We start from the raw sequence: 20,184 nt of genomic DNA on the forward strand, positions 1-20,184 counted from the left end.
GGCGCACGGCCTCCTCGACGGCGATCTCGTCAAAGGGGTTCATGCTCATCTTCACGTTCGCGATGTCCACACCCGTGTTGTCCGACTTCACTCGGACCTTCACGTTGTAGTCCACCACGCGCTTGACGGTAACCAGAATTTTCATGGCAGTGTTCTTTCCTGTGCAAAGGATGGTTTGATGAAGCGCTCGGCAGGCCGGCCCAGCCAGGCGCTCGCAGACGGGCATGGGCTTCACGCATGAAGCGGCCGATGGATTACTGAATGGGGGTCACTCCGAGGCAATGCCCTTGTCTCGGATCAGCTGGCCCCATTTGGCGTAGTCTTGCTGAACATGCTTGCCCATTTGCGCGGGGTCTTCGAAATGCGCGATGGCGCCAGCGTGCAGCAGCTTCTCCTGCGTTTCTTTTTCGGCCAGGATCTGCTTGACCTCGTTCGCCACCCGGTCCACCACCAGTTTCGGCGTACCGGGTGGTGCAAGCAGTCCGCCCCAGGACACGGCGTCGTAACCCTTGAAGCCTTGCTCGGCGATGGTTGCCACATCCGGCAGCATGATTACCCGCTGGGGCGAGCCCACGGCGATCGCCCGCAGCTTGCCGGCCTGGATATGCGGAAGTGCAGCGACCAGGTCGGCATACATGATGGGCACCTGGCCGCCGATGGTGTCGGTGATGGCAGGAACGCCGCCCTTGTAGGGCACATGCTGCATGTCGAAATGGCCCATCTGCTTGAGCAACTCCATGCTGAGATGGCCAAAGCTGCCGGTCCCGGAACTGGTGTAGTTGAGCGGCGTCTTCTGCGCCTTGGCGTGGGCGATGAGCGTGCGCAGGTCGGTCACGTCCGGCAACTGCGCCGGGTTGACCACCACCACGATGGGCAGGTCATAGACCGTGGCGACGGGGGTGAAATCTTTCACCGTGTCGTAACTCAGCTTCTTGTAGAGATGCGGGGCCAGCAAGGTCGGAGTGGCCAGCATCATGAAGGTGTAGCCATCCGGGTCGGCCTTGGCCACCTGCGATGCAGCGATGGAGCCCGAGGCACCCGGACGGTTGTCCACCACCACGGACTGCTTCAACCGATCGGCCAGCTTCTGCCCGACGATGCGCGAAGCCGTGTCCGTGGGCCCCCCTGCCGGAAAAGGCACCACCAGCTTGATCATCTTGGTGGGCCAGACGGCCGCCGCTTGCTGCGCGCTGGCGCTCCCGAAAAGCCAGGGGGCGGCGGCCAGCGCCAGAAGGGTGTTCCGGCGCGTGCAGGCAAAGAACGTTTTGTGAGGCATAGGCATGGTGTTTCCCGTCAATCCATCGGTCAGTCATTGCAGGGGCAGCCACTGACTCGTTGCTGAGCTGCGGCCGCCAGGTTTCAGTCGAGCTTGGCGCCAGCTTCGTCGACCAAAGCCTTCCAGACAGGCATGTCGCGCTGGTAGTTCTCGCGAAAGGCTTCAGGGCTGTTCATCAGGGGCATGAAGCCGGCCCCCACGGTGCGTTCCAGCACCTTCGGGTCCTTGGCGATCTCGCGCAGATGGCCGTAGAGCTGGTCCACGATCTCCTTGGGCAGTCCGGCAGGGGCACCCATGGCCACCCAGCCGAAGATGGCATACGCATCGTCCGGCACCCCCTGCTCGTAGATGGAGGGCAGCGTGGGCAGGATGTCCATGCGCTGCTTGCCCGTTACGCCGATGGCCTTCAGGCGGCCCGCATCGATGAAGGGCTTGGTGTTCAGCGCACTGGAGAAGCACAGCTGCAGCTGGCCGCCGATCAGCTCCTGGATCATGGGCGCCTCGCCCTTGTAAGCCACGTGGGTCATGTCGGCGTCCATCGTCTTGCTCATGTAGGCCCCGGCCAGGTGCGCGTAGGAACCCACGCCCCAGGAACCGTACGAGAGCTTGCCCTTGTGGGCCTTCACGTAGGCCAGCAACTCTTTCATATTGCTCGCGGGCACCGACGGGTGCACCACCAGCGTGACGGGCGCTGCCGCGATCTGGGTGATGGGCGTGATGTCCTTCTGCGGGTCGTAGGGCAGCTTGGTGTACAGAAATTGGTTGATCAGCATCGATGTGCTGAGCGATACCAACAGGGTGTGCCCGTCCGGTGCGGCCTTGGTCACTGCGTCGGTACCCAGGATGCCGGCGGCACCGCCCCGGTTGTCCACTACCACGGGCTGGCCCACGCGTTTTGCCAGCGCTTCGCCCACCGTGCGGGCGATGATGTCCGTCGCCCCCCCGGCGTTGAACGGCACGATCAGCCGGATGGGCTTGGTCGGCCAGGCTGCTTTGCCGGTTTGCGCTGCGGCCTGGCCGAGCAGGCTGGTGCCCCCCAGCGCGGCCAGCTCTTGCAGCAGGTTGCGGCGGTTGTATTGGATTCCCATAGCGTTGTCTCCTGGATCAGTGCGATCGTCGTCAAGGGATGAAAACGGCCCCATGCACCGTCTGATGCGGTGTTTTCGCAAGCGACCGGGCGGTGAAATGGACGGCCTTCAGGCCGGTGGCGAATCGTCCGGCAGGGTCAGCACGCCGCGCTGCTGCAGTTGCTGCAGTTCGGCGTCGCTCATCGACAGCAGGCGGTGCAGCACCTCGCGTGTGCCCTCGCCCAGCGTGGGCGGCGCGCTGCGGATGGGCAGGCGCTGGCCGTCCATGCGGTAAGGAGGTGCAAAGACGGGCGTGGTTCCGACCACGGGGTGCGGCATGTCGCGCAGCAGGCCGCTGCGGCGCGTTCTCTCGCTGGTCAGCGCCTCGTGCAGCCCCGCCACACGGCCGCAGGGAATACCGGCGGCCGTGAGGCGCTCCAGCAGCAGATCGCGCGGGAAGGCATGGATCAGCGCCTTCAGCAAGGGGCCCAGTTCCACGCGGTTCCTGGCCCGGTTCACGTTGGTGGAAAAGCGCGGGTCTTCCACGATGTCGGGCCGCTCGATGACCTGGCGGCAGAACTTGTCGAACTGCGCGTTGTTGCCTACGGCGATGATCAACGGACCATCGGCCGCGTCGTACATGCCGTAGGGAACGATGGACGGGTGCGCATTGCCGTAGCGCTCCGGATCGCGGCCCAGCTGCATGGCGTCGAGGCCGTAGTAGCCTGTGACCATGATCCCGCAGTCGTACAAAGCCATTTCTATGAGCCGGCCGTGCCCAGTGCGCTCCCGGCGAAACAGCGCCGCCAGCACCGCCTGCGCAGCGTACATGCCGGTCATCAGGTCCACCACAGCCACGCCGAATTTCAGCGGTGGCTGCGTGGCCTCGCCGTTGAGCGCCATCAGGCCCGCCTCGCCCTGGATCACCAGGTCGTAGCCAGGGCGTTTGGCCTCCGGGCCGCTGCTGTCGTAGCCAGCCACCGCGCAATAGATCAGGCCGGGCCGCAGCGCCTTCAACTGCTCGTAGCCCAGGCCCAGCTTCTCGGCCCCACCGGTTTTGAAATTGTGGATGACGACGTCGAACTGCGGCAGCAGGTCACGGATGATCTGCAGGCCCTCGGGGCTTTGCAGATCCAGCGTAATGGACCGCTTGTTGCGGTTCATGCTGTTGTAGTAAGTGGTCTCGGTCTTGCCGATGCGCAAGCCCCAGTCGCGTGTGTCATCGCCGCGGCCCGGGTGCTCGACCTTGATGACCTCGGCGCCGAAATCGGCCAGCACCTGGCCGCACAGCGGCCCGGCGAACACGCGCGACAGATCGAGCACGCGCACGCCTTCCAGCGGAAAATCGATGTCCTGCGAAGGTTCTGGGGCGGTCATGGTGTTGTCTCCTGTGTTGGTCGTAGTGGGCATGCGTGCGTCAGTCCGCACCGCGCAGCGGTGCGAAGTCCGGCGTGCGCTTTTCCAGGAACGCGCCGATGCCCTCGCGCGACTCTTCGGTCGCTTGCGACATCACCATGAAGCGGGCTTCACTTTCCAGCTGCTCCTCCAGCGACGCATGGGGCGCAGTACGGCACAAGGCCTTGATGCGTGCCATCGCCCGGTGCGGACCGTCCGCCACGCTGGCGGCCAGTGCCACAGCGCCCGCCAGAGCCTTGCCCGGTTCGGCCAGGCGGTTGACCGCACCCAAGGCATGCAGGCGTTCGCCCGACAGGCGCTCACCCGTCAGGCACAACTCGGTCAGCACCTGGCGTGAAACGAACTCGGCCAGGAACGCCGTCGCACCGCCGTCGGGAGTGAGGCCGACCTTCACATAGGCCACGGAGAACACGGCATCGCGCGCCGCCACCAGCATGTCGCACGCCAGGGCGAGGGACAGGCCAGCACCCGCGGCGGCGCCCTCCACTGCAGCGATCACGGGCTTCTCGCAGTCGCGCACGGCGCGGATGAGGTCGTGCAGACCTTCGAGCTTCTCGCGTCGCTGTTCGACGCTCAACTCACGCCGTTTGGCCAACTGCCTCAGGTCGCCACCCGCGCAGAAATGGCCGCCCTCTCCTGTGAGCACGACAGCGCCCACCGAAGGATCGGCCTGCGCCTCGACCAAGGCCTGCGTCAGTGCGGCGTAGAACGCGGGGGACAGCGCATTGCGCGCAGCCGTGTTGTTGTTGCTCAGCACCAGCACGGCGCCATCGCGCCGCTGCAGCAAAGGCGGGTTGGTCTCTGTCATGGCCGTCCTTTCGGGGAATCAGCGGATGCCGCGCCCAGAGCGATGAACCGGGCAAGGTGGTGGTCTTCGTCGCCGAACTGATGGTCGATCAGCACCAGGCGCTTGGCGTAGTGCGAAAGGGGCAACTCCCAGGTCATGCCGATACCGCCGTGCAGCTGGATGCTTTCCTCCGCGACCAGCGCGCCCACATAGCCTGCGGTGTACTTGGCAGCCGACAAAGTGCGTTCGCGCGCCCCGCCCCGCGCGTTGTCGATGGCGTCGGCCGCGTTGATGACGGCCGAACGCATCTGCTCCACCTCCAGCAACAGGTCGGCCATGCGGTGCTGCAGGGCCTGGAAGGTGCCGATGGCCACGCCGAACTGCTTGCGCGTCTGCAGGTACTCCAGAGTGCTCTGCTTGGCCACATCCAAGGCACCCAGGGCTTCGGCCGCCAGTGCCAGCAGCGCATAGCCCTGCACGAGCTCTAGCAGCGCGTAACCCGCCCCTTCCTGGCCCACTAGCGCTTCGGAGCCAAGCTGCACATCGGTGAACGTCAGTTCAGCTGCACGGCCGCCGTCGATACGGCTGTAGCTGCGCTCGGCAATGCCGACCGCGCTGCCGTCCACCAGGAACAGGCTGATGCCGTCGGTGTCGAAAGGGCGGCCCGCAGTGCGTGTGGAAACCAGCAGCAGATCGGCCTTTCCACCAAATGCCACCACCGACTTGGCACCGTTCAGCACCCAGCCCTGGGCGGTCTTGGTAGCTGCCGCCGAGACATTGGAAAGCTCGTAGTGGCTGCCGGGTTCGTCGTGGGCCAAGGCAGCGACCACACCACCGGCGGCAATGTCTTGCACCCTGGCTTTCTGCGCCTCGGTGCCCGCCGCGATCAGCGCCTGGCCCACGACCAGGGCCCCCAGCAGCGGCTCAGCCACCAAGCCTCTGCCCAGGGCTTCGAACACCACGCTGATGTCGAAACCTCCGCCGCCAAAGCCTCCTGCGGCTTCGGGGAACAAAGCGCCGATGGCGCCCAGCTCTGCGAACCGGGCATACAGGGCGGGGCTGTGGCCCTCGTCGCCATAGGCGAACTGGTTGCGGCGCTCCATGCCGTACTGCTCGGCGATGAAACGGTTCAGGCTGTCCGCCAGCATGCGGCGGTCTTCGGTGTGTACGAAGTTCATAGGAAACTCTTTCTCAATCCATGGGGCCCGAAAGCGGCCACCGCGCAGGTCGTCTCCTCGCAAGGGGCAGGCGCCAAACAACTCAAGAGGGCTTGCATGGCTACAGGCCGAGAATCATCTTGGAGATGATGTTCTTCTGGATTTCATTGGAGCCGCCGAAGATCGACAGCTTGCGGTAGTTGAAGTAGTTGGCGGCGGCCGTTGCAGCCTCCTGCGGGCCCACCGGCGCTTGCGTGTAGCCCTCGTACTGCGCTTCCTCGATGAAAGGGGCGGCATAAGGGCCCATGGCGCGGCGGATCAGCGAGAGGATCTCCTGACGGATCTCGGTGCCGCGGATCTTGAGCATGGAGCTTTCCGCGCCCGGCACCCCGCCACCGGCCACGGCGGCAATCACACGCAGGTTGGTGGTCTTCATGTTCTCCAGGTCGATCTCGACGCGGGCCATGCGCGCGGCGAACAGCGGGTCCTGGTCGATCGGCCTGCCGTTCTTTTGCACCTTGGCAGCGATGATCTTGAGCTTGGCCAGGGCCGAGATGCAAAAGCCCACGCCCGCGATGCCCGTGCGCTCATAGGTCAACAGGTACTTGGCATAGGTCCAGCCCTTGTTCTCCTCGCCCACTAGGTGGTCCACCGGCACCTTCACGTCGGTGAAGAAGACTTCGTTGACCTCGTGATCGCCGTCCAGCGTGCGGATGGGGCGCAACTCCACGCCGGGACTGTTCATGTCCACCAGCAGGAAACTGATGCCGGCCTGGGCCTTGGCTTCGCGTTGGGTGCGCACCAGGCAGAAGATCATGTTGGCGTGCTGGCCCTGGGTGGTCCATGTCTTCTGGCCGTTGACGACGTAATGGTCGCCCTGCCGCACCGCCATGGTCTTGACCGAGGCCAGGTCCGAGCCCGCGCCGGGCTCGGAATAGCCCTGGCACCACCAGTCGGCGCCGCTCAGGATGCGCGGCAGCCAGTAACGCTTCTGCGCTTCATTGCCGTACTTGATGAGCACCGGGCCCAGCATGCTCACGCCGAACGGCACGATGCGCGGGCCACCGGCCAGCGCGCATTCGGTATCGAAAATGAACTTCTCGACCGCGCTCCAGCCCGGGCCGCCGTGCTCCTGGGGCCAGTGGTTGGCCAGCCAGCCGCGCGCGTTCAGGATGGCGTGCCACTCCTCTTGGTCGGCCTTGGTCAGTCGCTGTCCGGCCTTGACCTTGGTAGCGATGCGCGCCGGCAGCTCGGCCTTCAGGAAGGCCTGCACTTCGGTGCGGAAGGCTTCTTCCTGCGGTGTGAATTGGAGATCCATTTGCTATTTCCTCAGTCGTCCCTGGAACCAAGCGCCTTTCGCCCCTGCCGGGGAGACGGCGCACAGCGATTCAGGGCATCAATACATCTCGAACAGGCCGGCCGCTCCCATGCCGCCAGCGATGCACATGGTCACCACGCCGTACTTCGCCTTGCGGCGCCGGCCTTCGAGCAGGATGTGGCCAGCCAGGCGCGCGCCCGTCATGCCGAAAGGATGGCCGATGGAGATGGCTCCCCCGTTGACGTTCAGGCGTTCCATGGGAATGCCCAGTTGCCGCTGGCAGTACAGGGCCTGCGAGGCGAAGGCTTCGTTCAGCTCCCACAGCCCGATGTCATCCACCGTGAGCCCATGGCGCTTCAGGAGCTTCGGCACTGCGAACACCGGGCCGATGCCCATCTCGTCCGGTTCGCAGCCCGCCACGGCCATACCTCGAAAGGCGCCCAGGGGCTGCAGGCCCAGGCGTTCGGCCTGCCTGGCTTCCATCAGCACGCAGGCACTGGATCCATCGGACAGCTGCGAGGCATTGCCGGCTGTCACGAAGTGGCCCTCGCCTCTGACAGGTTCAAGTTTGGCCAGCCCCTCCAGCGTGGTGCCGGGGCGGTTGCAATTGTCCCGGGTAGCGATCACGTCGCGGTAGGTGACCTCCCCGGAGTCTTTGTTCTTCTCGGCCATGCGTGCGGCGCAAGCGATGATTTCCTCGGCGAACACGCCCTTGTCTTGCGCGGCGGCGGTGCGTTGCTGGCTCTGCAGCGAGAAGGCGTCCTGGTCCTCGCGCGTGATGCCGTAGCGCTGGGCCACCACGTCGGCCGTGTCGATCATGGCCATGAACAACTCGGGCTTGCGCTCCACCAGCCAGGGGTCCAGGTCGGCCGGAGTGCCCAGGGCGCGTGCGCCCGAGATGCTTTCCACCCCGCCAGCGATCATGGCATCCACGCCTTCGGCCACGATACGGCCGGCAGCGATGGCAAGCGCCTGCAGACCCGAAGCGCAGAAACGCGTGACCGTGGTGCCAGCGATGGACAGCGGCAGCTCGGCCCGCAACACCGTTTGGCGGCCCAGATTCTTGCCCTGCATGCCCTCGGGATTGCCGCAACCCAGGATGAGGTCCTCGATCATCCCCGGGTCGATACCCGCGCGCTCCACGGCGGCCTTGACCGAATACGCCGCCAACTGGGGCGCAGGGGTGGCGTTGAACTCGCCGCGGTGGGACTTGGCCAGGGGCGTGCGGGCGGTGGAAACGATGACGGCTTCGCGCATGTTTTTCTCTTGTCTCGGTAGGTGGTTCACTGCGTTTTCAGTAGCGGCTTGCGCTGGCGCCACGGACGATTCAGCGCCAAAGGCATCTGAATCTGCCGACAGTCCAACAGCAAACGCTCTCTGTTTTGATTCGACCGACAGCGCCCGTCTCAGGCCTTTGCCGCAGCTTGGTTCAGGCTGTCGAAGTTCCGGCCTTCGGCCACCAGCCTTTCCAGCAACGGCGCAGGCTGCCAGAACAGCGGGTCCTCTTTCGCGAACTCGCGGATGTCGGCCAGGATGGCGTCCAACCCCACCATGTCGGCGTACTTCATCGGTCCGCCGCGAAAACGCGGGAAACCGTAGCCTGACAGGAAGGTCACGTCCACATCCAGCGGGCGCAGGGCGATGCCCTCGTCCACGACCTTGGCGCCTTCGTTGACCATCGCGGCCATGTAGCAGCGAACGATCTCTTCCGAGGTGAAGCTGCGCGGCGTGATGCCTTTCCTGGCGCGCTCGGCATCGACGATGGCCAGCACCTCGGGGTCGGGCTGGCCCGCGCGGGCGCCCTGCGGGTACACATAAAAGCCCCGGCCCGTCTTCTGGCCGAACCAGCCGCGCTCGCAGATGCGGTCGGCGATCTCCACATAGCGGGTCTTCGGGTCGCGCGTGGCGGCACGGCGCTTGCGCGTCGCCCAGCCAATGTCGCCGCCCGCCAGGTCGGTCACCTGGAAAGGGCCCATGGGGTAGCCGAAGCCGCGCAACGCGGCGTCGATCTCATAGGGCGAAGCGCCGTCTTCCATCAGGAAGTCGGCGGCCTGCTTGTACACGGCCAGGATGCGGTTGCCGATGAAGCCGTCGCACACGCCGGCGCGCACCGGCGTCTTCTTCATGCGCTTGGCCAGTTCGAAGGCCGTCGTCACCACGTCGGGGGCGACTCGGGCCGGCACCACGATTTCCAGCAGCTTCATGATGTTGGCCGGGCTGAAGAAGTGCAGACCGATCACGTCCTGCGGGCGCGAGGTGGCCGCCGCAATGGCATCGATGTCGAGGTACGAGGTATTGGTGGCCAGCACCGCACCGGGCTTGCAGACACGGTCCAGCTCTTTGAAAACGGCCTTTTTGACCTCGATGTCCTCGAACACGGCCTCGATCACCAGGTCCACTGCCTGGATGTCTTCATAGCGCGTGGTCGGCACGTAGCGTGCCAGGATGGCGGCCTTGTCCTCCTCGCTCATTCGACCCTTGGCAATCAGGCCGTCGTAGACTTTTTCCACATTGGCCTGGCCGCGCGCAATGGCCTCGGCATCACGCTCCAACATCACCACCGAGAATCCGGCATCGAGTGCAGACACCGCAATGCCCGCGCCCATGGTGCCGCCCCCGATGACGGCGATCCGATCGACAGTGCGCGGCGCTGCGGCCCGGGCCTCGGGGATCTTGGCAGTCTCGCGCTCGGCAAAAAACGCATGAATGAGGCCAGCGCGCTGTGGGCTGTTCAGGCACTCCACGAACAGCGCGCGCTCCTTGGCCAGTCCCTCGTCGAACGGCAACTCGACTGCGGCGCGCACGCATTCGACGATCTTCGAGGGTGAAAACAAGCCTCGGCTCTTTTTGGCCGTGTCGACTGCCAACGCGTCCAGGTCGGCCAGCGCCGCAGCCGCGTCCGGAATGGGCAGGTCGCGCGTGCGGCGCACAGGAGCGTTCTGCGCCAGCAAGGCGTTGGCAAAGGCCAGGCCTGCGGCCGTGGCGTCGGAGCCCTCCACGCACTGGTCCAACAGGCCTGCGGCCAGCGCCGCCCGTGCCGACATGGGCTTGCCGCTCAGCATCAGTTCGGCTGCGGCCTTGGCGCCCATCAGGCGCGGCGCACGCTGTGTGCCTCCAGCGCCTGGCAGCAGGCCCAGGTTCACTTCGGGCAGGCCCAATTGCGCACCACCGGCAGCGTTGTGCAAGCCCAGGCGGTAATGGGCCGCCAGCGCCACCTCCAGTCCGCCCCCCAGCGCAGCACCATGGATGGCAGCAATGACCGGCTTGGTGCACGCCTCGATCCGCGCACAGACTTCGGGCAGCGACGGCGGCACGGCAGGCTGGCCGAATTCACGGATATCGGCACCGGCGATGAACGCCTTGCCCTCGCCCACGATCAGCACGGCCTTCACCGCTGCGCTGGCTTCGGCCTGCGCCACCGCAGCCAACAGGCCCTGGCGTACGGCAGCGCCCAAGGCGTTGACGGGCGGATTGTGGATGCCGACCACCAGCACATCGCCTTGCTGGCGGGTTTGAACGACGGAAGCCGCTGCCTCACGGGTCATGCGTTTGTCTCCTTTGTTGTGGATCTGGAACGTCCAGCATCCATTCTTACGGCGACAATGGTTTCTAACAATCCCATGAATCATTGACAGACTGTCAAATGATTTAAACCAATAACTGTTGAGACATGGATTCCCAATCGCTGACTCTGCTGGTGGAGATCATCGACAGCGGCAACCTGAGCCAGGCCGCTCGCAAGCTGAAGATGACGCGCGCCAACGTGAGCTACCACCTCGCGAAGCTGGAGAAGGACGTGGGCGTGCAGCTGGTGCAGCGCACCACGCGCCGCGTGGAGCCCACGGAAATCGGCCTGCGCCTGTACCAGCACGGACGCACCATCCACAACGAGATGCTGGCCGCGCGCGAAGCCATCACCACCCTGGGCCAGGGCTTGCAGGGCCGCGTGGGCATCAGCGTGCCCAGCGGCTATGGACAGATTGTGGTGAGCGACTGGCTGATCGAGTTCAAGCGCACTTACCCGGGCATCGTGCTGGACGTGCTGTTCGAGAACCGCGCCGACAATCTGCGCGACGAAGTCGATATCGCCATCCGCGTGGTGCAGGAGCCGCCGCTGTCACTGGTGGCTCGCAGCCTGGGCACCGTGCGCTACCTGGCCTGCGCCTCTATCGACTACGCGCATCGCCACGGGCTGCCGCGCACTCTGCACGCCCTGCGCACCAGTCCCGTGATCACCGCCGGCGTGACCGGGCGGCAACTGCGCTTGGCGGCCTACCAGGGCAGCGAACGGCATGAGGTGATGCTGGAGCCCACGCTGATCTCCGAGCATTTCCCTTTCCTGCGCCAGGGCATCCTGGCCGGCCTGGGAGTGGGCCTGGTGCCGGACTACGTGGTGCAGGACAAGCTGGAAAGCGGTGAGGTGCTGACCACGCTGGATGAATACCGCCTGAGCATCTTCGGCACCCACATGTACCTGCTGTATCTGCCCAACCGCCACCAGACGCGGGCCGTGCGAACCTGCATTGAATTTCTTCTGGAAAAAGCAGCTGCTGCAACTGAGCCCCCACCTTAGGCCTTGGCCATGGTGGAGTGCGTTAGCCAGAGATGGTCGTTACTTGATTTGCAAAAGCAGGCGATTCGCTCCCGAGCGTGCAACTGTCGCGCAGCAGTCTTGGATTGACTAATTTTACGGAAATTTCAGACTAATTTCGTTCACAATTAAGGGGTGTATTGGAAGCCAAACCCTCTCCTTTATCCTCCACACCTGAGAGCTCGCATCAAGCGCCGCCGTGGCGTCGGTTTGGGCTCACTTTACGTTCCCTGGTTGAAAGTGCGTGATGTCCCATCCAAAGGCACATCCGCCATCATCCGTGGCGTTTCTACGGGCAGATCCCATCATCTGTTGTCAGAACTCGAGGCGATCTACTTCTTCCTACTTGAGCGACGCGCCTCCACCGTCGACCTTCGAGAGCAGTGGCCCATTCTTGACTTCGATCGAACTCTTGAGCTTTGCGAGCAGTTCGGCGTACGACATACTGCGCGAAGTGGGTACCCAGAGCCCTTCACTATCGACCTTTTGATCACAGAACGAGTCAATGGAGAGCTAAAGTACCGAGCCGCCAGCGTCAAGTCGCCCGAAGACGCCTTCGACCCGTTCGTCCGGCTGCGGCTCAAGGTGGAACACGCGTGGTGCCAAGAACGCGGCATTCCTTGGACGCTGGTAGACACCAAGCGATTCAACAAGACGATGCTAGAGACCCTCCGCTTCATGCGAGCATGGTTTAGGCACCGATACGTCTTGGATTCTTCGCTGGAGAATCGATTCGTGGAACAGTTTGCCGCAGCCTACTCGCGCAATCTGCCGCTAGGCGAATTGCTGGCGAAGTTGTCGAAGCTGCTTAGGCAGCCGACCACTGTCATGCAGGACGTGTTCCGCTATTGCGCTTGGTCCAACCGTATTCAGCCGTCGCTGGTGCATCCCTTGGCCTTGAACGCTCCAGTCGTACTGCAGACGGAGACGGTCCATGTCTGAGTTCCAGGTAATTGCGGGCAACCCAGCGCCGACCCCCGGTCTGGTACTTCGCGTTGGAGAGGACACCAATCGCTATCTGCGTTTGACCCACGTCTTTAGCGACTGCATCTATGCCATGTGGGTAGGCGAGCCGGAGGGCGCGAGATATGCCAGGCGGCCAACATCGATCTCACTCAGCGAGCTTCGGGCCCTCGCTGGCACGGCCTCTTCCGCCTGGGGAAAGCTAGTTCTGCCAGCAGCGTTGACCAACGAGCCAACGAAGGGAAGCGAGCGCTCCACTCAACTGGAGACCGCGTGGCATCTGGTCGAGCCTCTAATCAAAGTCTTCAATCGCAAGACGAGCTTATCCCGCCACTCATTCACCGCGCTGATCCGCCAACGCGCCGAAGAGACGGAGACCAGCCAGACGACCCTGCTCCGGACCATTCTTAGATACTACTACTTCGGCGGCACGCGTCTGGCCCTGCTGCCATTGCCGCGCGGCGTCAAGCCAGGAAAGGCTTCGTACCCGTCCGCCGCTGGTGGAAATTACGCCCCTCCGAAGCGAAGGGGCCGTCAATCGGCGTTAGCCGAAGAATTGGGGCGCAACCAGTTCATAGTGCGCGCAGAAGACATCGAGGACATGGTGACCTGCTTCCGTCGCCTCCTGACGAAGGGGCCTGCATTCAAATCGACCGCACACGAAGAGTATTTAGCCGGGGAGTTTCGTCGTCGTCATACAGCGATCTACGCCCGGTATATGCGTGGAGAAGTGCCCGAACCCGTCACCGCGCGACAGTTCCGCTACTACATCGATGAGCACCTTCGCGTCTCCGACGAGCTCGCGAGAAACATGCGCACCCATCAGCGCAACCCTGGCTATCTAGGCTCAGTACGCGCGGCAGGGCCTTGCGAGATCTACGAAATCGACGCCACGGGCGGCCGCATTCATTTGGTCTCACACGACGACCCACCTGTGCTGGTCGGGAAGCCGACCATTTATTTTCTCATCGACAGGTGGAGCCGTTTTGTTGTCTCGGCATACCTTTCGCTTCGCTCGGCATCCTATGAAGAGGTGCGCCACGCGCTGCTCATCGCCTTCACCTCGCGGGAGGCGCGCTTCAAACGGCTCGGCATCAACATCACCGATGCTCGCTGGCCCGTCGGGCGCATGCCGGCTGTCATCTGCCCAGATCGCGGCTCTGATTTCATGAGCGACGCCATGGAACAGAGCGTCGTCAACGATCTGCGCATCGACATGACGCCGCTGCCGCCCCTCTGCCCCGACGGCAAAGCCATCGTGGAACGGTTGATTCGCGAAATCAAGCGGCGGATGGCGGCATCGGGCATACAAGGGGCATACGCAGATCGGCCCATGGATCCAAGGACCAAGAGAACAGCTCGCAAAGCTGAGGCCTGCGCCGTTCGCACGTTGGCCGATGCCTATCGACTGCTCGTCGACATCATCGAGGACCACAACAACCGCCCGCATAGAACCTTGCGACGCCGTCGCATTTTGACCCAGGCCGGTGTTGCTCCAACCCCCAGGGACGCCTATCTTTGGGGGCTCAAGAACATCACGGGCCTGCGATCTGCACCGCTTAGCGAGGACGACTATCACCGCTTGCTGCTGAGCACCGACAAAGCCAGCATTGCCAAAAGCGTGCTCCGCTACAAGGGTCGCCCCTACCTACCGGACAACGAGCCAGCTGCGGAATTGGCACGTCGCTCGACGGGCCGCGCGAAATCTGTCGATGTCAAGTTGGACAAGACCTTGCCTACTGAGGTCTGGGTGCCAAGCGATCAAGGGACGTGGGCTCGCTTCGTGATGACGGAGGGAACGGCCCAGGAGATTGCAGGCATGTCGCTCGACGAGGAAGAGGCGCTAGCAAGCCGAACATCGCTTCTATGGGCCCGTGCCGAGCATGAAGGGCGAATTGCGCGTCTGACAGCGAAGAACGAGAAGCGGGCGCCATTGCGCAAAGGCCGCTCCAAAGCTGTCACGCTTCCCAAAGCGGCCCACATGGCGGCGAGAGCACAGGAGACCGCCCGCATGAAGGAGGAGCTGGTCGGCAAGCCGCCAGCGCTTAGGCAAGAGCAACCGCAAACGGATGACCCAACAGCAACCGCTGACTGGGCTCGCTTGGAGGAAGAGGAGCGCCTGCGCAATCTTGCATTAATTCGACAGCATAGGAACAAGCGTTGAGCAAAGTAGAAATTCACCCAGCCGACTATCGCAATACGGGCGTCAGTCGCTTCTCAGGCAACCCGTTCATCGAAGCTTTGCCGCAGATTGAGCAGACCAAACTGGAGTTCTTAACGCTGCTGTCGCACTACCCACCCAAGCCAACCGCCACTACGCGGCGCGCCGGCGAAGTGGTACGCATGATGGAAATGTCGACGATCAACGACATCGTCTTTCCGTTTCCCGAGTATCAAAAAGCAGGCATCGCGTTGGCCACCATGATGCGGGACACCTATGTCGCGCGCAATCCCCTGACCGTGATGGATCGGCAGCGGCGACACGCCCTGGCGACCAACAGCGCCGATGGCTTCCCGTTCCCAGCCGACTGGAAGTCGTCCGCCAAAGGTCACTTCATGATGGCCGTCAGCGGTATGGGCAAGACGACCTTTGCCCTCTCCTTCCTACTGCGCTACCCGCAGGTGATTGCGCACAGCAACTACAAGGGTACTGATCTGAGATGCCATCAGGTGGTCTACGTTGTCCTTCGCGTTCCGCACGACGCCACGTTGAAGAGCCTCTGCATCCAGTTCTTCGATGAGATCGATAAGCTGCTGGGAACTAACTACGCACGGCAAGCCAAGGCGATTCGCAACGTCGCGCCCATGGTGGAGCTGATGAACCGGGTTGCTACTGCGGTCTCCCTGGGGTTCATGGTCATCGATGAAGTCCAAAATCTGCGCAGCGCCCGCGGCGCGAATGCTGAATTTGTATTGAACCTCTTCAGCGAAATCATTGAGCGACTGGGGATCAGCTTACTAGCGCTCGCGACACCAGCGGTGCAATCCGTGATCGAGGACAGCGTCCGCAACGCCAGAAAGCTCACGTCCCACGGCCAAACGGTACTTCGCCCAATGGCGCGCACTGATACGCAGTGGCTGGAGTTCTGCGAAACCTACTGGGAATATACCTTTGTTAAGAAGAAGACGCCTCTGACGAAGGAGATTCTGAACGCCTGGCACGCGGCGTCGGCAGGCAACACGGCGTTCGCCTCGCTGGCATTCACCTTGTCACAGCGCAACGAGATCGGCGGGCGCGAAGTCATCGATGTCGCCGCATTCGAGCGCACCGCAGCGACCGACATGGCCTTTTTACAACCCGCCATCGCCGCCTTGCGTAGCAAAGATCCCCTCAAGTTGCGCGCCTTCGACGACCTGATTTTTAGCCAAAAGTACCGGGCGCTTCGCCAACTGCTCGGCGCTAACGACGGGCCGCCGGCAAACGGGACACGCCGGGGAGGCGACGAGGAGTTCGATGACGTCGCGGCCACACCGCCCCCGGCGTCGCCTTCACCCAAGCGGGCACGCCAATCTACCGCTGCCAGCGGCGGCCCGTTCGATCTGCCCGAAGAAGATCCGCTGGCCCTCTGATCATTCCAACAGACACTCTTGGCATTGCAGTTGAGCGTCAGTGATTTTGTGTTCGACTCAAACATCGCGTTTGTGCCCTCATTGCTGCCGGACGAGCTGCTGTATTCGTGGCTGGCCCGGGTTGCAGCACTCAATGCCATGGGCTCGCCGCGCGATGTACTCCAGCAGTTTTTTGACTGCCGCACAATGGTTCCGAGCGTGGACTTGCCTTCGCGGCTACTTGCGATGGCAGAACGGCTCGGTGGCCTGCTGCCGTTCCCCAACCTCGATAGGTTGCTCGAAGACGGCACGCTGCTGCCCTATCACAGGCCATTCCTCACTGATGCGACTTATTCGCGAGTGCACCAACGCATCCTGCATGGTGACGGCAAGGGGCTGAAGACATTGATGGGGCGGGTGGCCAACCGCTTTGGTGCTCATCCTGCTCTGCGCAGCTGCCCCCATTGCCTAGCCGATAGTTGGGACCGCCACGGCAGCATGTATTGGATACGCCAGCATCAGTTGCCAGGAGTCAATTGCTGCATCACTCATGGCGTCGTGCTTCAGACCGTGCTCTTGCAAGCTCGGACTCACCGCCAACAGCTGATACTGCCTACACGCAAGCCAGTGACTCAACCCGCCGTTTGGGCCGACGCGCGGCAACTGAGATTCGCCCAAATGTCGCGGGATTTTGTCGTGGCCGCGCTTCCGGTGATAGCTCCATCAAGGCGCGCAGAGATCTACCGGGGGGCTGCGCTAGCACTTGGACACCGCACCCGACGCGACAAAGTGGACTTTCCGGCGATGACCAATGCACTGCGCGAGCGTTTCAATGATTTCCAAGGCTTCGACCACCAGGTGCGACTGCTCTCTACCGAAGCAACTCCACTAGGGTGGCTGCGGCATTTGTTCGAGAAGCCACAGCGATCGCTGCACCCGATCTGCCACCTGCTGGCGATCGATTTCCTTTTCGGCTCTGTGGCGGCGTTCAAGGCGGCTTGCGAAGCGTCCGACTTAGACCTACATGCTCCGTCTCCCCACGTCCCCTCCATTGAGCAGGCGGCGAAGCCATGCGCTTCATCCTCAGCCTTGGCGGCCGACTATGAGGCCGCACTGCGCGACAGTTCGCTATCCTGCCGACAGGTAGCAGCGAGCATCGGTCGCAGCGTGACGACGGTGGTGGCGTGGCGCCGAGAGCGAAACATTCCGATCCATGAACGCCGCAAGTCGCTGAATCCGGCAGTGATCCATCGGATCCTAGAAGCGTTGGGCTCTCTGAATTCGCTACCGGCCGTGGCGAAGCAGACAGGCGTTTCGCTGAGTTCGGTGTATCGGATCCTGGCACAGTACCCGACGACGCCGCGACCACGCCAGGACGCGTCCGAAGCCGACATCGCGCAGCTTCCGGTGCGGCGAGAACGCTGGATGGCAGCGCTGGCCTGCCAAAGGGAAGAGATGGGCCGAGTGAAAGATGCCCGGGCCCGCGCCAGCGCCGACTATGCCTGGCTCTACCGACATGACCGCGCCTGGCTCACCTCGGCGAACAGTAGCAGAGCACGCCCTATTCAACCCGCTATCGATCAACCCGCCCGTGTAGATTGGGTCGGTCGCGACGCCGAGCTGTCACAGCTGCTTGCAGCGCAACTTGACGCGCTCCGAGACGAGGTGCCGCCGCGGCGCTTGACGAAGACACGCCTGCTACGTCCACTCGGCGAGACGATGGTAAGGAGCAACCTCGGTCGGTTTCCCCAACTTGGCGCCCTGCTGGACAAAGCAGTGGAGTCCGCGCATGCCTTTGGCAAGCGCCGTGTCGACCACGCCATTGCCGTCCTGGCTATTGACGGCGTACAGCTGCAACTGTGGCGCATCCGGCGTGTGGCTGGCTTGCGCCAGTGGTCGCAAGCGCTCGCCACCTATGCGAACCAACAGATTGACCGATTCAATGCTCAGAATTCCTTTCCTTCCAACAGCCTACCCTGACGAATTACTCGCGTCGCTCTTGACGCGGACGAAGCTGCACAACAGTACGGGCGTGTGGCGGTGCCTCCTAGAAGAGGCGGGCTACGGGCCAATGTCCGTCTCGCCGCATTTCACACCTCGCATGCAAGATGCAAAACTGGACCGACTGCTGGCCGCGCTGGGCTATACCTATCCGCAAATGCTTCGCGAGCTGACTGTATTGCCGTTCTGGCTAGCCTTCAATCGAACCACCAACGGTCATTTTCGGATCAATCTTGACGCGTCGATTGGCCCTGTCACAAACCTCCTAGGGTTGGGCCACGCTCAATTTCTGCCCGGCGCACGTTACTGTCCGGCCTGCTTATGCGACGACATGAAGGAGTACGGTGAACCGTACCTGCACCGCCAGCACCAGCTGCCGGTAGCGAGCATCTGCACCCGACACGGTGTAGTACTACAGCTCGCTTGCCCGGCTTGCGGGATCTGCGTTTTGCCCTTCACCAAGTCCCTGTTGCGCCCACCGGCGCTGCGATGCCAGTGCGGGAAGGACTTGTCGCGGACCACCGCGCCATCGCCAGAACATCTGCCAGCCCTACTTCGACTGAGCCAGTTCGCCGCTGACACGCTGGCCTGCGTAGAAGCACCGTGGACTTCAGAGCAGGTTGTGGCAGTTCTGCACGAACGCTCGGGAATACCTCGCGAACGGTTTAGGAGCGGTGCACTGCAGCTCATGCAAGATATCTACGGCGCGCCGGAAAACAGTCAGTTCAGGAACTCCTCCATACTGACTTGGAAGGGGGCTGGAACGCCTCTGCGCTTAAGAATAGGGGGCAGCGTAGGAATGCTGCGGGCCCCTGAGTTCAGTGCGCTACTAAGCGCGGCCGGGCTGAGCTTCGACGAGTTCAAGCAGGCAGTGAGACAGGTCGAGGTCAGAGCGGCTCCGGCGAAAGTAGTACGACGCCCTATCACGATCGAACGAGCTCGCCGCGAGTTTGAGGGATTCGAGGCCGAATCACCGGGGAATGCCACCACACGGTTGCAGCAGAGCTCACCGAAACTCTACTGGCTGCTGCGCTTGCGCGACTCAGCCTTTATGCAAACCTATGGCTACCTCAGTCGGCAACCCGTGCCGACCATCATGGCCGATCGCGAACGAATTGAGGAATTGCTTCGACAACATAGCGGCAAGATATCGAACAACAACGGTTCACGGATCCGCGCGTCAATCCGCGACAGCTCTTGGCTGCATTCGCGAATCAAGGCAAATACCGCCAACACCAGCCCTCAGCTAACCAACGCACAACGCACTCAGCAGGAGAGGGCCGTAGCACTTTCGCGGGCTGTTCTGTCCGCTTTACGGACGCAAGCTCGGCCGGGCCGCTTGAATGCGGCCGTGCTGGCCAAGTTCGTCCAGATCTCCATGCAACAAGCGCAGTACACCATTGCCTTTACGCCAAAACTAAAAGCCTTGATTACCGCCGTTAACGCGGGCAAAGATCGCCGCTTGGCATTCTGGGCCACACGCGAACTCATAAAAGAGGGTTGCTACCCTACCTCTGAAGATGTGTTGGTTCGCGCTGGTCTGAACAAAACGCGGGTGAACCGTCAGTTCTGCACCAAAGCCATTGCGTGCTTCACGGGCACCCAATGAGCACGTCCACATCTTTGTTTTTTTCAGAGTAGATGTCTACGGGAAAGGACTTGGCGGACTTCCGAGATGAATCGCCCGGAAATCGATAAGAGCGTGTTTACGATCTCCTGAGAAGAGACGATAGGTGGATGTAAAAGAAAGCTGCACCCAAGCGACCTCAGTCGAGAGAAGTTTGCCGAGATAGAGCCGTTGCTGCGCGATGTTCGGCGCAATACCAAGCCCGTGACACTGGACTTGTGCGAGGTGTTCTGCGCGGTGCTATACCTGTTGCGCACGGGCTGCCCATGGCGCTTTTTGCCACCGGAGTTTCCCAAGTGGCAAAACGTCTATGCGCATTGGCGCAAGTGAAGCGAGCCCTGACCAGCACGGAGTGAGCGTGCTGAAGCAGGCTAAAAAATCAGGTTGGCGCGGCCCGCGAGAGACTGGGGCGCAACGCCTCAAGCGCGCAAG

At 62.8% G+C, this 20,184-nt stretch carries 14 protein-coding genes and 2 pseudogenes; 7 read left to right on the forward strand and 9 right to left on the reverse strand.

Annotated elements, in window-relative coordinates:
* The 9 genes and pseudogenes from AVAK2825_RS22995 to AVAK2825_RS23035 all read right to left on the reverse strand — a co-directional run.
* A pseudogene (locus tag AVAK2825_RS22995) lies at positions 1-145 on the reverse strand (electron transfer flavoprotein subunit beta/FixA family protein); the annotation flags it as partial.
* 123 nt (positions 146-268) lie between these two features.
* A complete protein-coding gene (locus tag AVAK2825_RS23000) occupies positions 269-1,282 on the reverse strand; it encodes a tripartite tricarboxylate transporter substrate binding protein (protein ID WP_284402747.1) in 1,014 nt (337 codons plus the stop codon).
* 77 nt (positions 1,283-1,359) lie between these two features.
* Positions 1,360-2,364: a Bug family tripartite tricarboxylate transporter substrate binding protein gene (locus AVAK2825_RS23005; protein WP_284402748.1), complete on the reverse strand. Its 1,005-nt coding sequence runs from the start codon at positions 2,362-2,364 to the stop codon at positions 1,360-1,362.
* Positions 2,365-2,472: 108 nt separating this feature from the next.
* Complete coding sequence (locus tag AVAK2825_RS23010) at positions 2,473-3,720, reverse strand: CaiB/BaiF CoA transferase family protein (protein WP_284402749.1); 1,248 nt, start codon at positions 3,718-3,720, stop codon at positions 2,473-2,475.
* A gap of 40 nt (positions 3,721-3,760) precedes the next feature.
* Positions 3,761-4,567 (reverse strand): oxepin-CoA hydrolase, alternative type, encoded by an 807-nt coding sequence (locus AVAK2825_RS23015; protein WP_284402750.1) that lies wholly within the window; start codon positions 4,565-4,567, stop codon positions 3,761-3,763.
* Positions 4,564-5,724 (reverse strand): acyl-CoA dehydrogenase family protein, encoded by a 1,161-nt coding sequence (locus AVAK2825_RS23020; protein ID WP_284402751.1) that lies wholly within the window; start codon positions 5,722-5,724, stop codon positions 4,564-4,566. Before AVAK2825_RS23020 ends, AVAK2825_RS23015 begins: the two co-directional genes overlap by 4 nt.
* 100 nt (positions 5,725-5,824) lie before the next feature.
* A complete protein-coding gene (locus AVAK2825_RS23025) occupies positions 5,825-7,021 on the reverse strand; it encodes an acyl-CoA dehydrogenase family protein (RefSeq protein WP_284402752.1) in 1,197 nt (398 codons plus the stop codon).
* Positions 7,022-7,099: 78 nt separating this feature from the next.
* Positions 7,100-8,278, reverse strand: a complete 1,179-nt coding sequence (locus AVAK2825_RS23030; protein WP_284402753.1) for an acetyl-CoA C-acyltransferase — start codon at positions 8,276-8,278, stop codon at positions 7,100-7,102.
* 149 nt (positions 8,279-8,427) lie between these two features.
* Positions 8,428-10,566 carry a 3-hydroxyacyl-CoA dehydrogenase NAD-binding domain-containing protein gene (locus tag AVAK2825_RS23035; RefSeq protein WP_284402754.1) on the reverse strand — a complete coding sequence of 713 codons (2,139 nt, stop codon included), beginning with the start codon at positions 10,564-10,566 and terminating at the stop codon, positions 8,428-8,430.
* A gap of 125 nt (positions 10,567-10,691) precedes the next feature.
* Between AVAK2825_RS23035 and AVAK2825_RS23040 the strand changes: the two genes are divergently transcribed.
* From AVAK2825_RS23040 to AVAK2825_RS24870, 7 genes and pseudogenes are all read left to right on the forward strand, one after another.
* Positions 10,692-11,594, forward strand: a complete 903-nt coding sequence (locus AVAK2825_RS23040) for a LysR family transcriptional regulator (RefSeq protein ID WP_284402755.1) — start codon at positions 10,692-10,694, stop codon at positions 11,592-11,594.
* 258 nt (positions 11,595-11,852) lie between these two features.
* The gene (locus AVAK2825_RS23045; RefSeq protein WP_284402766.1) at positions 11,853-12,554 is read left to right on the forward strand and encodes a TnsA endonuclease N-terminal domain-containing protein; all 702 of its coding nucleotides are present in this window, start codon (positions 11,853-11,855) and stop codon (positions 12,552-12,554) included.
* The gene (locus AVAK2825_RS23050; RefSeq protein WP_284402756.1) at positions 12,547-14,739 is read left to right on the forward strand and encodes a TnsB C-terminal domain-containing protein; all 2,193 of its coding nucleotides are present in this window, start codon (positions 12,547-12,549) and stop codon (positions 14,737-14,739) included. Before AVAK2825_RS23045 ends, AVAK2825_RS23050 begins: the two co-directional genes overlap by 8 nt.
* Entirely contained in the window at positions 14,736-16,145 is a 1,410-nt protein-coding gene (locus tag AVAK2825_RS23055; RefSeq protein WP_284402757.1) for an ATP-binding protein, read from the forward strand. The genes AVAK2825_RS23050 and AVAK2825_RS23055 overlap by 4 nt, the downstream gene beginning before the upstream one ends.
* An 18-nt stretch (positions 16,146-16,163) precedes the next feature.
* The gene (locus AVAK2825_RS23060) at positions 16,164-18,104 is read left to right on the forward strand and encodes a TnsD family Tn7-like transposition protein (protein ID WP_284402758.1); all 1,941 of its coding nucleotides are present in this window, start codon (positions 16,164-16,166) and stop codon (positions 18,102-18,104) included.
* Entirely contained in the window at positions 18,067-19,734 is a 1,668-nt protein-coding gene (locus tag AVAK2825_RS23065) for a TniQ family protein (protein WP_284402759.1), read from the forward strand. The genes AVAK2825_RS23060 and AVAK2825_RS23065 overlap by 38 nt, the downstream gene beginning before the upstream one ends.
* A 120-nt stretch (positions 19,735-19,854) precedes the next feature.
* A pseudogene (locus tag AVAK2825_RS24870) lies at positions 19,855-20,177 on the forward strand (transposase); the annotation flags it as partial.
* Positions 20,178-20,184: the final 7 nt, after the last annotated feature.

The organism is Acidovorax sp. SUPP2825, from assembly GCF_030158995.1.
GTDB lineage: Bacteria > Pseudomonadota > Gammaproteobacteria > Burkholderiales > Burkholderiaceae_C > Paracidovorax.

Coding starts and splice junctions, on each gene's coding strand:
- AVAK2825_RS23000 (WP_284402747.1), bottom strand. CDS start 1,282: ATGCCTATGCCTCACAAAACGTTCTTTGCCTGCACGCGCCGGAACACC.
- AVAK2825_RS23005 (WP_284402748.1), bottom strand. CDS start 2,364: ATGGGAATCCAATACAACCGCCGCAACCTGCTGCAAGAGCTGGCCGCG.
- AVAK2825_RS23010 (WP_284402749.1), bottom strand. CDS start 3,720: ATGACCGCCCCAGAACCTTCGCAGGACATCGATTTTCCGCTGGAAGGC.
- AVAK2825_RS23015 (WP_284402750.1), bottom strand. CDS start 4,567: ATGACAGAGACCAACCCGCCTTTGCTGCAGCGGCGCGATGGCGCCGTG.
- AVAK2825_RS23020 (WP_284402751.1), bottom strand. CDS start 5,724: ATGAACTTCGTACACACCGAAGACCGCCGCATGCTGGCGGACAGCCTG.
- AVAK2825_RS23025 (WP_284402752.1), bottom strand. CDS start 7,021: ATGGATCTCCAATTCACACCGCAGGAAGAAGCCTTCCGCACCGAAGTG.
- AVAK2825_RS23030 (WP_284402753.1), bottom strand. CDS start 8,278: ATGCGCGAAGCCGTCATCGTTTCCACCGCCCGCACGCCCCTGGCCAAG.
- AVAK2825_RS23035 (WP_284402754.1), bottom strand. CDS start 10,566: ATGACCCGTGAGGCAGCGGCTTCCGTCGTTCAAACCCGCCAGCAAGGC.
- AVAK2825_RS23040 (WP_284402755.1), top strand. CDS start 10,692: ATGGATTCCCAATCGCTGACTCTGCTGGTGGAGATCATCGACAGCGGC.
- AVAK2825_RS23050 (WP_284402756.1), top strand. CDS start 12,547: ATGTCTGAGTTCCAGGTAATTGCGGGCAACCCAGCGCCGACCCCCGGT.
- AVAK2825_RS23065 (WP_284402759.1), top strand. CDS start 18,067: ATGCTCAGAATTCCTTTCCTTCCAACAGCCTACCCTGACGAATTACTC.